This is a genomic window from Ferruginibacter yonginensis (genome assembly GCF_042651465.1).
GTDB classification, from domain to species: domain Bacteria; phylum Bacteroidota; class Bacteroidia; order Chitinophagales; family Chitinophagaceae; genus Ferruginibacter; species Ferruginibacter yonginensis.
Window position 1 is genome coordinate 1,062,960 of sequence record NZ_JBHSCZ010000002.1, and the last position, 14,323, is coordinate 1,077,282.

The following is a 14,323-nucleotide window of genomic DNA, read 5'->3' on the forward strand; positions in this document are numbered from 1 at the left end:
ACATAAAAACAACAAAATGAAAAGAATTATACTTCTTCTTGCAGTTTTTGTTACAGCTTTTGCGAATTTTGTGCAAGCACAGTGTATTACACCTGTGTCGCCTACAATTTGTGCTGGCGCTGTACAACAATTAACTGCTAACCCTGCTGGGGTTCCTTTAACGTTTTCCAACAATAATGTTACCACTATTCCTTCATCTGGTAACTTTAACCCTTATCCATCTTCTATTTCTGTAACTGGTATACCTACAACAGGTTTACAAGTTGCTTCAGTACAATTGAATGGTGTTTCACACACATTCGCTTCTGATCTTGATTTAGTTTTAGTAGCCCCAAATGGTACTACTGTAATTTTAATGTCGGATGCAGCAGGTGCAAATGATTTTATAAACGCTAACTTGGTTTTTAGAGATGGATTCCCAACAATTCCATCGGTAAATCCTATCCCAAGTGGAACATACGGTTGTACTAACACTGCAGGTGGAGATAATTTTCCTGCCCCTGGTCCTGGAACTGTAAATAACGTAAACCCTGTTCTGTCTGCTTTTACAGGTAACTTTAATGGTACATGGAGTTTATATGGTGTTGATCAATTTGCTGGTGACTTTGGTCAAATCACTAGTTGGAGTATTACTTTTGCTCCTGCAATTACTATTAACTGGACAGGTCCTGCAGGTACCATATTTACGAACGCAGCGGCCACTACACCTTATGTAGCTGGTAGCAATGCTTCTCAAGTGTTTGTAAAGCCTACTGCAACTTCTGTATATACTGCAACTTTTTCTGGTGGTGTTTGTGCTGGTGCTAATAATGTAACAGTAAATGTTAACCCATTACCAGTAGTTGCGGTTTCTCCTACAACTTCTTGTGGTTCACCTTCAAACGTATTAACAGCAAGTGGTGCAAATACATATACTTGGACACCAGCTGCAGGTTTAAATGCTACAACTGGTGCAACTGTAACAGCTAACCCAACAACAACTACTACTTATACCGTAACAGGTACCAATACCGCAACAGGTTGTACTAATACTGCAACAGCTTTGGTAAATAGTGCCCCTACAGCTGCGGTATTAACCTCAGCTTCTGCAGCTACATTCCAAATTAACGAAGGTTTTGATGCTGCACCTGCAGGTTGGTTAATCACAAATAATAGTAACCCAGTAGGTACAACCTCATGGTTCTTAAGTACTAATGCTGTTTTCCCAGCATTTGATGGAGCTCCTACAGCAGCTGTTGGTGCAAACTTTAATAATGGTGCTGGTGTTGCTGATATTAGTACTTGGTTATTTACACCAACAATTAATATTAAAAACGGAGATAATATTTCATTCTATACAAGAGCTGCAACTGGTGGTGGTATTTTCCCAGATAGGTTAGAGGTAAGATTGAGCACTAATGGCGCAAGTACCAATGTGGGCAGTACGACTACTTCTGTAGGTGATTTTACAACTTTAATATTAACTGTGAATCCTAGTTTAACCTCAACTGGTTATCCTGAAAATTGGACGCAATACACGGCCACTGTTTCTGGTATAACGGGTACAGTTTCAGGCCGTTTAGCATTCAGGTATTTCGTTCCTAATGGTGGTCCGGCTGGAGCTAACTCAAACTTTATTGGTTTAGATAGAGTACAATACTCAACACCTGCTGCTGCTACTTGTATTAATACTGTAAGTAATTTAATTGTAACAGTTACAGGTGGTGTTGGTCCTTATAATCTTGTTTATTCTGACGGTACTAACAACATCACTTACAATAACTATCCAAGTGGTGGTACAATTAATGTTACGCCTAATGTAACAACTACATACAGTTTAGTATCTGTTACTGGCGCTAATGGTTGTGTAGGTAGTGGTTTATCTGGTACTGCAACAATAACGATTACACCTCCAGTTGCTATTACAACGCAACCTGCTGCAACTACTAATGTTTGTGTAGGCAATAACGCAACAATTTCTGTAGGTGTAAATACAATTAATGGTACTACTTACCAATGGCAAATAAATACAGTTCCAGCTCCTGGTACTCCAGTTTGGACTAACGTTACCAATGGTGGTATTTACTCTGGTGCAACTACTGCTACCTTAACTATTACTGGTGCTCCAATCACTTCTACTGGAAATTCATTTAGAGTGTTAGTAACTGGTGCTTGTGGTGGTAACTTAACAAGCACAGCAAGTACATTAAGCGTAAATAACCCTGCAACTATAGCAACACAACCACCAACATCATTTGTTGGTTGCCAATTTGGTTCAGTAACTATTGCAGCTTTAGGCGCTGGTAATGCTTTAACTTATCAATGGCAAGTAAGTACTAATGGAGGTGTTAGCTTTACTAACTTAGCTAATGGTGCTAACTATGCTAACGTAACAACTTCAGCGTTAACAATTAATAACATTCCGCTTTCTTTTGTTAACAACCAATATAGAGTTTTAGTAACTTCTGGTGGCTGTACTGCGGTAGCATCTAATGCTTCTACGTTAAGTGTTGTTAATACTGCTCCTGTAGTGGTAATTAGCATTGCTCCAACAAATACAATTCAACCAGGTACTACGGCTACTTTAACAGCAGCTGTTTCTTCAGCAACAGCTCCAATTGCTTACCAATGGTTCCGCAATGGTGTTGCAATACCAGGTGCAACTGCTAACACCTATGTGGCTGATGTAAATGGTTTAGGTACTTACACTGTTAGAGTAAATGATGCAAACTTATGTAACGCAGTTTCTAGTACACCTGTTGATATTTTATTATCAGCTAGTGCATCAAACACATTATATATTTACCCTAGTCCTAATAATGGTTCATTCCAGGTTAGATACTATAATGCTAATGCATCTGCTACAATTAATGAGGCAACTCAGTTAAATGTTTATGATAGCAAAGGTTCAAGAGTATTCACACAACGTTATACAATTGTAGGTCCATACACTCAAATGAGGGTAAACCTTGGTGTACACAACGCTGGTATTTACAGAGTTGAATTAACGAACAATAGAGGTGAGCGTATTAAAACAGGAAGCGTAATTGTTTTCTAATTAATATTTCTTTCTTAGATACAATAAAAAGGCTGCTCATTTGAGCAGCCTTTTTATTGTATCTAACCTAGTTCAAAAATTTTATAATTTAATTCTTTTAAATCTATCTATCAGCAATAGAATTCAAGATAATAAAAATCAGCTTAAATAGCCATTAAATAGTATCAGAGATAATAGGTTTACGAAAACTATACTTTTTTATCATATCAAGGAAATAGTAAATTAACCTATTCGTTTGTAAAACCAATAAGAGCCACTTTAAGGCTATAGATTACTTGCTTAGGTCGTTATTAATGCGTTATTAATGTTATGTTTTTATGTAACTAACTCATAAAATATATAGTTTAAAATTGTACCAATTCTATATCAATAAGAAGCATTTAAAAGCCTTAGCATATATGTAGCTATTTCTTTTAACCGAAAACTATATTTGTTTCTCCATATTGATTGCTAATTTTCATTCTCAATATGATTTACTTGATATGTTGTTGCAATAGAGGAAAGTGTTAATTTGAAAAATCAATAATATAAAAAGGGGTTTATAATTAACTGAAAATAAAAAAACCTTGCTAAATAGCAAGGTTTTTTTGTACCACGTACGGGAATCGAACCCGTGACTCTTCCGTGAAAGGGAAGCGTCTTAACCCCTTGACCAACGCGGCATTCCGTTTTCGGACGGCAAAGATAAGGAGTGATTTTTTGTCAACCAAATATTTTTGACAACTTCTTAAAAAAAAGAAGATTTTTATTGTAAAAATTTTTTAAAATCTTTCTTCAACCTTACTTTACAGCATCAAATATACAATATGCCCAACAATTACCAATCGGTTCATCATTATATGGAAGCTTCGCAAAAGGCTTTTGAAATTTACCAACACAGCACCTTACAACAAAGAGCTACTTTATTACACCAAATAGGCGATTCTATTCAACAAATTTCATCAACATTAATTGAAGTTGCCGCAACTGAAACCCATTTATCGCATAAAAGATTACTTACAGAAATTAAACGCACCATTTTTCAATTGCAAAATTATGGCGATTATTGTGCTACTGGCGAATGGATGGATATAAGAATTGATACCCATAATACCAGCGACCAACAACATCTTATACCAGATTTACGTAAAATGATGGTACCCTTAGGTCCAGTACTAGTGTTTGGTGCAGCTAACTTTCCTTTTGCCTATTCAACAGCAGGTGGTGATACTGCTTCGGGTTTGGCAGCTGGGTGTTCTGTGGTTGTAAAAGCACACCCAGGCCATGTTGAAACCGGCAAATTAGTGGCCGCTGCCGTACGTGAGGCTATAAAAATATGTAATTTGCCAGAAGATATTTTTATACATATTGAAGATATAAGTGTTGAAACGGGTGAGGCCCTTGTTAAACACCCTCTTACAAAAGCAGTAGGATTTACTGGCTCGTATAAAGGCGGTAAACAAATTTTTGATTGGGGCAACCAACGTGAAATACCTATTCCTGTTTTTGCTGAAATGAGTAGTGTAAACCCAGTTTTTATTTTACCTGAAAAATTAGCTATTGATGGTGCACATATAGCCCAAAAGCTTGCAGCTTCAATAACGTTAGATGTAGGTCAATTCTGCACTAACCCTGGTATTATTGTTTGTGTAAATGATGAAGCGTATAATAATTTTGAAACACTGCTCGTTACTGAATGTAAAAAAGTAACGCCGCAAACCATGTTGAACAAGGGCATTGGCCTAAATTTTAAAGATAAGAAGCAACAAATGTTGCAAGAACAAACTGTTACTACTTTAATTGACAATAGTAATGAAACCGAAGCTGCTGTAACTATTGCTAAAACAACCGCTCAAGCATTTTTAGCTAATATAGCTTTACAAGATGAAGTATTTGGTCCATTCTCATTAATGGTGTGTTGCAAAAATATTGATGAAATGCAAGCTGTTGCACAACATTTAAAAGGACAATTAACAGCCACTATTTTTACCACTGACGCAGGATTTGAACAACACCCAACTCTTATGCAACAAATTAAAAACTTAGCTGGTAGAATTATTTTTAACAATGTACCAACCGGCGTTACGGTTTGTTTAGCGATGCAGCATGGAGGGCCGTTCCCATCAAGTACTGATAGTAGGTTTACATCAGTAGGTGCAGATGGTATGAAACGCTTTGCTAGACCACAAACCTACCAAAACTGGCCCAATGCTTTGTTGCCAAAGGAGCTTCAAAATGAAAACCCATTAGGTATTTTTAGAACGGTAAATAATGTATTAACCAAAGCAGCTATTACACCCTATTTATAAATTTTCTGTTTGGTGAGGTTCGGGTATTACTACAGAAGTAAACCCTTTTTGGTGAAGTTTTTCACTAAATGCTTGTTGCATCTCATACTCACCATGTACTAAAAATACTTTTTTTACTTTAGCAACATCTTGGCAACTTAAAAATTGTAATAAATCTTTGTAGTCGCCATGGGCACTCATGCTGCGAATTTGTCCAATTTCAGCGTTTACTTGGTGCCATTGTCCAAAAATACTCACCTCTTTTGGGTTGCGTTTTAATTTACCACCAAGTGAATTTGGTTCGCAATAACCAGTTAACAAAATACTGTTATTACTATTTTCAATGCCGTTACTTATATGGTGCTTTACCCTACCAGCTTCGGCCATACCACTTGCTGATATTATAACACAAGGCGTTTTAGTATAGTTCAAGCGTTTTGAATCATCAATAGATTGTATAAATTGTAAACCATCAAACCCAAAAGGATCATCATCATGCGCCAAAACTTTTTGAATGGTATCATTAAAGTATTGCGGATAATTTTTTACTATAGCTGTAGCCTTCATGCTTAAAGGGCTATCAACAAAGTAATCAACTTTTGGCAACCTATTTTCTAAACTTAATTGATTAAGTGCGTACAAAATTTCTTGTGTACGACCAACGCTAAATGCTGGTAAAATGAGCTTGCCTTTCTTTTCAATACAAGTTTTTTCTATCCAATGTAATATTTCATCAGTAGTAAATGTAAATGCTTCATGTAAGCTGTTACCATAGGTTGATTCAATGATAATATAATCAGCTTGTTCAAAAGTTGCTGGCGAACGTAATATAATATCTCTATACCTACCTACATCACCACTAAAAGTTATTTGTGTAGTTTTACCATGTTCGGCAATGCGTACATGTACAGCAGCACTACCTATGATGTGCCCAGCATCGGTAAAACAAAATGAAATACTATCATCTATGGCAAACCAGGTATTATAATCGACCGTTTTAAAACGAGTGATGGCCAACAATGCATCATCAGTAGTATACAACGGTTTTACATAAGGTAAACCTTGTAAGGCTCTTTTTTTATTTTCAAATTTTACATCGTTTTCTTGAATGCCGGCACTATCTTCTAACAAAACACTAGCTAAATCTTTTGTTGCAGGTGTAGCAAATACAACGCCTTTATAACCATCTTTAACAAGCTTGGGTAATAAGCCACAATGATCAATATGTGCATGCGATAGTATCATATAATCTATCGTACTAGCATCAAAACCGAAATTATTATTGAGCTCAATAGTTTGTTTACCCATACCTTGAAACATACCACAGTCTAACAACAATTTTTTGCCATTATCTAATGTTATCAAATGTTTTGAGCCTGTTACGGTACGTGCAGCACCATGAAAACTTATATTCATATTGCGAATTTAAGATGGTTAAAATGTATACGTAAGTTATTGATTTTTTATGTTGTGGAGCAGCAACATATCAACATTATTGAGCAGTGGTTACCCGTTTTACATTACAATGGGCTGCGTGCCTTGCCCATTTTCATTGCAACCGGGGCTAGGCGCAACTAATGTGCATTTATTCAACATTTTGAAGCAACAAAAATGCAGTTATGTAATAACGCAACTGCTTTTTCTTTAAAAATTATCTTCTTTTTATTAATTATTAACAGCCAACCATGCAAGCATGCCCATACCTTGTTCAATACAATTTTCATCAACATCAAAAACGGGTGTATGTACGCTGTTGGTAATGCCTTTTGCTTTGTTACCTGCACCCAATCTAAAAAAGCAAGCAGGTATTAATTGTGAGTAATAAGCAAAATCTTCAGCACCCATACGTAACTCAGTTTCGCTAACATTGTCGGCCCCAGCAAAATCAATAGCAAGCACTTTAGCCGCAGCACTTAAGTTAACATCATTTTTTACAAAAGGGTAACCAACATCAATCGTAATGTCAATAGTAGCGCCCATAGATTCTACCAATGCTTTGGCTTGTTGCTTAATTAAATCGTGGGCTTTAAAACGCCAGTCTTCGTTCATAGCTCTAAAAGTTCCCATAAGCTTTACTTCACTAGGAATTACGTTGGTTGTATTACCTGCATTAAATGCAGTGATAGATAATACCGTTGGGTTAAATGGATCATTTTGTCTGCTTACTATTTGTTGCAACGATACCACTAATTGTGATGCAATTAAAATAGGGTCTGCCGTAAATTGTGGTGCAGCAGCATGGCCTCCTTTGGCTTTAATGGTAATATAAATTTCATCGGCACTAGCCATAACCATACCACCTCTAAAACTAAAAGTACCAACTTCCATACCGGGGTGTACATGTAAAGCAAATATTTTTGAAGGAGCTGGGTTGTCCAATACGCCTTCTTTGATCATTAAGCTAGCACCACCAGGGTTTTTTTCTTCACCCAATTGAAAAATCAATTTTACAGTGCCACTCCAATGTTGTTTTGTTTCATTCAAAATTTTTGCAGCGCCTAACAAACAAGTGGTGTGTACATCATGCCCACAAGCATGCATTACGCCAGGCTTGGTTGATTTGTACGGCACATCATTTTGTTCGGTAATAGGCAATGCATCCATATCTGCCCTTAAGGCAATAACCTTACTTATTGGGTTATTGCCTTCAATTATACCCACTACGCCTGTGTTGGCCAATACTTTAAAAGGTATTCCCCAATTAGTTAATGTAGTTTGTATAAAAGCAGATGTTTCAAACTCTTCATAGCTCAACTCTGGGTTGGCATGTAAATGTTGGCGTATACCAATAAAATCTTGTTTATACTGTGCAGCTAAGGCTTTTATTTGTTGTAGCAAGGCAGTTAGTTTTTGTGTAGATACTTTATTTATTACTATCGCTATCTTTCTTTTCTGGCTTCACCTCTACCACTTCTGGTACAACGTAAATATTGTTACTTACTAACTTAAGTGCCATTATTTGTTTACGCATTTTTTCAGCATCATCTTTTTCTAAAAAATTACCAAACTTAATTTTAATGTTAGGCATTTGGTAACTCATGTATTGCTTTTGATCTGGAAAAATTTGATATAGCTGTGAACGCAATTTCATAGCCAAAGCCCTATCGTTGGTACTTATTACCATCAACCTATAGCCTTTTGCAGCCTTTAAGCCATTGGCATTTAACCCAAGGTTTTCATTGTACTCGGCCATTTTTTTTCCTAGTATATCAATTCGAGCATCTTTATACACTACAGAAGTACCATTTGGTATAGTATCAATATTTTTTTGTGCTTTTACACTCACCTGCAAAAGCAACATAACACACACTATTTGAAAAATCTTTTTCATTATTTATTTATTACTTTCTTCAACAATTTGGATGGAACTACTACAACCTAACCTATCTGCCCCTGCGTTAAATAATGCTTTAGCAAATGCATAAGTTTTAATACCGCCACTTGCTTTTATTTTAATGGTATCAGCCAAATGCGTTCGCATTAAAGTTACTGCTTCTATACTTGCGCCTTTTTCTGCATAACCCGTTGATGTTTTTAAAAAATCTACCCCTGCAATACCATATAAATCGCAGCACTGTATTATTTCTTCGTTGGTTAAAATACCACTTTCAATAATTATTTTTATTACTTTTTGTTTACTCTTAATTACAGGCAAAATGGTATTTAATTCGCTAGCTAAGTATTGCCAATCATTGTTTTTTAATGCGGCAATATTAATGACCATATCGAGTTCATCAGCACCATCAACAATGGCTAGCAAAACTTCCGCCAATTTTGCTTCAATAGCACTGTAACCAAAAGGAAAACCTATAACAGTGGCTACCTTAACATTCGTATTTTGTAAAATTGCCTTTGCTTGTTTTACAAATAATGGTGGTACGCAAACGGCTGCAAACTCATACTGCATTGCATCGCTGCAAAGTTTGCCAACCTCAGCAACGGTGGTGGTAGGTTTTAATATGGTGTGGTCAATGTATGATGCTATGTTCATACTACAAAAATAGTGAAAGGCATTGAGTTTGTTGAAGCATTAAATGTTTTAACATCACTAATACTTAATTGAAATCCACTCATATAAAAACTGGAAAAGATTGCTATTCTTTTGTTAAATTACCGTTCTTTTTTAATCAAAATTTACATAAAACATGAAATTATTGCGAAAAACAGTTCCGCTATTGGTACTCGTTTTGTGTGGCCTTGCAAGTGTTGCTCAAGAAACAGCATCCGTTAATGGCGTAGCAGATATTAGAAGTGGCAGTTATGCTTTTACCAATGTTACCATTGTAAAAGATGCACAAACCACTATTACCAACGCTACTTTAATCATCAAAAACGGAAAAATTGTAGCGGTTGCCAACAAAGCTGCTATTCCTGCTGATGCTGTGGTGGTTGATGGAACAGGCAAATTCATCTATCCTTCGTTTATTGATTTATTTGCTGATTATGGTATTGCAACACCAACACGTACTGCAGGTGCTTTTAACTTTTTTGCACAGGCACAATTAAGTACCAATACAAAAGGAGCTTTTGGTAGCAACCAAGCAATAAAATCTGAAGTAAATGGAGCTAATTTATTTAATACTGATGAAGCCAAAGCAAAATCATTGAGAGAAATTGGTTTTGGTGTTGTACTCACTCACCAAAAAGATGGTATAGCTAGGGGTACTGGTGCAGTGGTAGATTTATCTGAACGAAAAGAAAATTTAGCCATGCTAAAAGAAAAAGCAGCATCTTTTTTTTCTTTCAATAAAGGAACTTCTACACAAAGCTATCCGGGTAGTTTAATGGGTTCAATTGCTTTGTTACGACAAACATTTTTAGATGCACAATGGTATAAAAATAAACCAGCAACCGAAGGTACCAACCTAAGCTTACAAGCATGGAATAATAATTTAAACCTTCCGTTAATTTTTGAAGCAAATGATAAGTGGAATGATTTGAGGGCTGATAGAATTGGAGATGAATTTGGTTATCAATTTATTATTAAGGCAGGCCAAAACGAATACCAACGCATTGCCGAAGTTAAAGGAACAAAAGCTTCTTATATTTTACCTTTAAACTTTCCTGCTGCTATTGATGTGGAAGATCCTAATGATACTCGTTTTGTATCGTTAGCCGATTTAAAACAATGGGAAATGGCACCTACAAACCCAGCTGCTTTTGAAAAAGCTGGTATTAATTTTTGTTTAACAGCGGCTGATTTACGTGATCCTAAACAATTTTTACCAAACTTACGTAAAGCAATACAGTACGGACTTTCAGAAAAAACAGCTTTAGATGCCTTAACAAAAGTGCCGGCTCAGTTATTAAATATGTATAATGAAACAGGTAGTATTGAAGTTGGTAAGTTGGCAAATTTTATAATTACCAATGGCCCCATTTTCGCTGACAAAACAACCATTTTACAAAACTGGGTACAAGGTGAAAAATATGTAGTGAAAGATGATGCTGGTACTGAAGCAAGAGGTAAATACAATCTTACTATCTATAACAGCAATGGTAATAAAAATTTTGTAATAGATGTAAAAGACAATACAAGCGCTGATTTAATTTTAAACGATACCATCGCTACCAAATATAGCAATGATGGCAAATCAGTTAAAATCAATTTTAACGAAACAAAAAAAGCAAAAAAAGGCTATCGTTTAAGTGGTAGTAATAATGGCAAACAGTGGAACGGAACTGGTACAGATAGTACTGGCGCATCTATTGTTTGGTCAGCCGATTTTGTGAGCGACCTTGTTACAAAAATAGATAGTGCAAGAAGAGAAAAACCAGTATCAATAGGAACACTTACTTATCCTAACATGGCTTATGGCTATACAGAAATGCCTAAAGCCACTACAGTACTCATTAAAAATGCTACGGTCTGGACAAGCGAAAAAGAAGGTATTTTATTAAATACCGATGTATTAATTGAAAATGGTAAAATAGCAGCTGTAGGCAAAAATCTTGAAAACAAAAACGCTACAATTGTTGATGGTACGGGCAAGCATGTAACCGCCGGTATCATTGATGAACACTCACATATTGCCGCAGCATCTATCAACGAAGGTGGCCAATCCGTTACATCTGAAGTACGTATTGCTGATAACCTTGATCCTGATGATGTTGATATTTATCGCCAACTAGGTGGGGGTGTTACAACTTCCCATATTTTACACGGCAGTGCCAATACCATTGGCGGACAAACACAATTAATTAAACACCGTTGGGGTGCTAATGATACTGCGTTAAAGTTTGCAGGTGCTGACCCCTTCATCAAATTCGCCTTGGGTGAAAATGTGAAGCGTACACCAGCTCAAAGTAACAACCGCTTTCCTGATAGTCGTATGGGGGTTGAACAAGTACAAATTGATGCATTTACCAGAGCAAAAGATTACGCCACAGCATTAAGAGGCCCTAATGGTAAATTGGTAAGACGTGATTTGGAGTTAGATGCATTGGTGGAAATTATGGAACGTAAACGCTTCATCACTTGCCATAGTTACATACAAAGTGAAATAGTAGAAACCATGCGTTTTGCTGAAAAGTTTGGTTTCAATATTAATACATTCACTCACATTTTAGAAGGTTACAAAGTGGCTGATAAAATGAAAACCCATGGCGTTAACGTATCAACTTTTAGCGATTGGTGGGCTTATAAAGTAGAAGTACAAGACGCAATACCATATAACGCAGGTATAATGAGCAAAATGGGCTTAAACGTTGCCATCAACAGCGATGACCCTGAAATGGCTAGAAGACTCAACCAAGAAGCTGCAAAAATTGTAAAATACAGTGGTATTTCAGAAGAAGATGCATTGAATATGGTAACCATCAACCCGGCTAAAATGTTGCACATTGATAAACAAGTGGGTAGTATTAAAAAGGGTAAAGATGCTGATATCGTTTTATGGTCAGATAATCCGTTGAGCATTTATGCAAAAGCTGAGAAAACCTATGTTGACGGTATTTTGTATTACGATTTGGCAATGGATGCTGCAATGCGTAAAAATATTGCTGCAGAAAGAAATAGATTAATTCAAAAGTTGCTCGATGAGAAAAAAGACGGCGGTGCAACAACACCTGCACGTGGCTCAGTTCGTAGAGTGAACGAATGCGAAACATATGACCATGGACATGGCTTGTTAGACATTGAAGATGATGATCAAAACTAAATTTCAACTGCAACAATTAAACTCATTTAGAAATGAAAAAAATACTATTTATATTACTCACTAGCATTGCAAGTAATGCTATAGCGCAGGATAATATTTCTCCTGCACCTGCTAATAAAGGAATTACCATTATTAAAAACGGTACTATACACACCGGTACAGGAACTGTTTTAGCGAATACCAGCATCCAAGTCAACAATGGCAAAATTGAAAAAATTGGAAATGATATCAATTTAAATACTACTGGTGCAACCATTTTTGATGCAACAGGTATGCAAGTATATCCTGGATTTATTTTATCAAATACCAATATTGGTTTACGTGAAATTGCCAATCAAGTAAAAGCAAGTAACGACTATAATGAATTAGGTGAATTAAACCCCAACATCAAAAGTATTGTAGCCTACAATACCGAATCAAAAATTATTAATACGTTACGAAGCAATGGTATTTTGTTTGCGAATGTTACGCCTCGTGGTTCATTAATAGCTGGTACTTCATCAGTAGTACAATTTGATGCTTGGAATTGGGAAGACGCTGTTTACTTAAAAGATAACGCCCAACATTTTTACATGCCATCATTATTATCAAGACCAGGCCGTAACAACGTTGATCCTAATTTTGACCCTATAAAAGCTGCTCGAGATAGAATAGAAAATGTGAAACAGTTTTTTCGTTTAGCAAAAGCTTATAATGCTAGCAATAATAATGGTGTTACCAATTTAAAGTTTGAAGCAGTTAAAGGGTTGTTTGATAAATCGCAGAAACTATTCATACACTGCAACGTGGTAAAAGAAATGCTAACCGCTATTGATTTTGTAAAGGAATTTGGGTTTGATGTAACGTTGGTAGGCGCTAGTGAAAGCTGGCAAATTGCACCACTATTAAAACAAAATAATATCTCCGTTATATTGGAAGAAATGCACTCATTGCCCACTTCAGTAGATGATGATATTGACCAACCATTTAAAACCCCAGCTATACTACAAAAAGCAGGTGTTTTATTTGCCATAACTGATGAGCATGCTGAAAGTACAGGCCGTAACCTCATGTTTAATGCTGGAACAGCTGCCGCTTACGGTTTAACTAAAGAAGAAGCATTAGCAGCCATTACATTAAATGCAGCAAAAATATTAGGTGTAGCAAATAAATCTGGTAGTATAGAAGTGGGTAAAGATGCCAATATTATTATTAGCACTGGCGATGTATTAGATATGCGTACCAGTGTAATTACCAAAGCATATATTAATGGTAGAGATATTAATTTAGATGATAAGCACAAACAGTTAAATAAAAAATACAGTGATAAATACTCTATAAAATAGATTTTGTTTATATCACCTTAAAAGGTTGATTGTATTTGTTTATTAATACAATCAACCTTTTTGCATTATATGGTATTGCATTTATTTCCTTGGTTCTCATTACCAATACTTATTTATTATCATCTGCTCATAAAAGCATATTATTTTCCTATAAACCTTCTTTTGTATAAATTTTTTTTAGTTGTAAGATTGAGGATGGGCTTGTGTTTTGGGGGAGAGGTTGTAGAAGTTAAAAAAATAAGTTTGTTGGTAAGGATAGAGGTTGTATATTTGCAACCCGATTGAGAAAAAGGGATTAGATCTTAAGGTGTTGTAAGGGAGTGATAATGAGCCGATTAGTTTTAAAAAAGAATAAAATAAATTTGGTGATTAGGAATAGAGGGATTACTTTTGCAACCCGGTTCAAGAAAGGGTTTTAAGCTTAGAGAAGTTTAAAAAAATAAATAAGAAATTTTTGGTTAAATAAAATAAAGTTTTTACTTTTGCAACCCGATTGAAAAAGAGGGTAGCTGAGAGGCTAAAAATAAAGATCTT

General features: G+C 35.8%; 8 protein-coding genes and 1 tRNA gene. 4 read left to right on the forward strand and 5 right to left on the reverse strand.

Annotated elements, in window-relative coordinates; genetic code table 11:
• The first annotated feature begins 16 nt into the window (after positions 1-16).
• Positions 17-3,037 carry a choice-of-anchor J domain-containing protein gene (locus ACFOWM_RS11765; RefSeq protein ID WP_379710300.1) on the forward strand — a complete coding sequence of 1,007 codons (3,021 nt, stop codon included), beginning with the start codon at positions 17-19 and terminating at the stop codon, positions 3,035-3,037.
• A gap of 590 nt (positions 3,038-3,627) precedes the next feature.
• On the opposite strand, the gene ACFOWM_RS11770 is transcribed toward ACFOWM_RS11765, so the two are convergent.
• Positions 3,628-3,699: transfer RNA gene (locus tag ACFOWM_RS11770), tRNA-Glu, on the reverse strand.
• Positions 3,700-3,843: 144 nt separating this feature from the next.
• Between ACFOWM_RS11770 and ACFOWM_RS11775 the strand changes: the two genes are divergently transcribed.
• Positions 3,844-5,325: an aldehyde dehydrogenase (NADP(+)) gene (locus ACFOWM_RS11775; RefSeq protein WP_379710302.1), complete on the forward strand. Its 1,482-nt coding sequence runs from the start codon at positions 3,844-3,846 to the stop codon at positions 5,323-5,325.
• Here ACFOWM_RS11775 and ACFOWM_RS11780 read toward each other — a convergent pair.
• The 4 genes from ACFOWM_RS11780 to deoC all read right to left on the reverse strand — a co-directional run bounded on the left by ACFOWM_RS11780 (position 5,320) and on the right by deoC (position 9,295).
• Entirely contained in the window at positions 5,320-6,720 is a 1,401-nt protein-coding gene (locus tag ACFOWM_RS11780) for an MBL fold metallo-hydrolase RNA specificity domain-containing protein (RefSeq protein WP_379710304.1), read from the reverse strand. The genes ACFOWM_RS11775 and ACFOWM_RS11780 overlap by 6 nt on opposite strands.
• A gap of 249 nt (positions 6,721-6,969) precedes the next feature.
• Positions 6,970-8,142, reverse strand: coding sequence for a M20 metallopeptidase family protein (locus tag ACFOWM_RS11785; protein ID WP_379710306.1), 1,173 nt, complete (start codon positions 8,140-8,142; stop codon positions 6,970-6,972).
• Between the two features lie 25 nt (positions 8,143-8,167).
• Positions 8,168-8,635, reverse strand: coding sequence for an SPOR domain-containing protein (locus tag ACFOWM_RS11790; protein ID WP_379710308.1), 468 nt, complete (start codon positions 8,633-8,635; stop codon positions 8,168-8,170).
• Positions 8,636-8,638: 3 nt separating this feature from the next.
• Entirely contained in the window at positions 8,639-9,295 is a 657-nt protein-coding gene (gene deoC, locus ACFOWM_RS11795) for a deoxyribose-phosphate aldolase (protein WP_379710310.1), read from the reverse strand.
• A gap of 154 nt (positions 9,296-9,449) precedes the next feature.
• Between deoC and ACFOWM_RS11800 the strand changes: the two genes are divergently transcribed.
• Complete coding sequence (locus ACFOWM_RS11800) at positions 9,450-12,464, forward strand: amidohydrolase family protein (RefSeq protein WP_379710312.1); 3,015 nt, start codon at positions 9,450-9,452, stop codon at positions 12,462-12,464.
• 32 nt (positions 12,465-12,496) lie between these two features.
• Positions 12,497-13,789, forward strand: coding sequence for an amidohydrolase family protein (locus tag ACFOWM_RS11805; RefSeq protein WP_379710315.1), 1,293 nt, complete (start codon positions 12,497-12,499; stop codon positions 13,787-13,789).
• Positions 13,790-14,323 lie beyond the last annotated feature (534 nt).

Coding starts and splice junctions, on each gene's coding strand:
- ACFOWM_RS11805 (WP_379710315.1), top strand. CDS start 12,497: ATGAAAAAAATACTATTTATATTACTCACTAGCATTGCAAGTAATGCT.
- ACFOWM_RS11800 (WP_379710312.1), top strand. CDS start 9,450: ATGAAATTATTGCGAAAAACAGTTCCGCTATTGGTACTCGTTTTGTGT.
- ACFOWM_RS11775 (WP_379710302.1), top strand. CDS start 3,844: ATGCCCAACAATTACCAATCGGTTCATCATTATATGGAAGCTTCGCAA.
- ACFOWM_RS11790 (WP_379710308.1), bottom strand. CDS start 8,635: ATGAAAAAGATTTTTCAAATAGTGTGTGTTATGTTGCTTTTGCAGGTG.
- ACFOWM_RS11765 (WP_379710300.1), top strand. CDS start 17: ATGAAAAGAATTATACTTCTTCTTGCAGTTTTTGTTACAGCTTTTGCG.
- ACFOWM_RS11780 (WP_379710304.1), bottom strand. CDS start 6,720: ATGAATATAAGTTTTCATGGTGCTGCACGTACCGTAACAGGCTCAAAA.
- deoC (WP_379710310.1), bottom strand. CDS start 9,295: ATGAACATAGCATCATACATTGACCACACCATATTAAAACCTACCACC.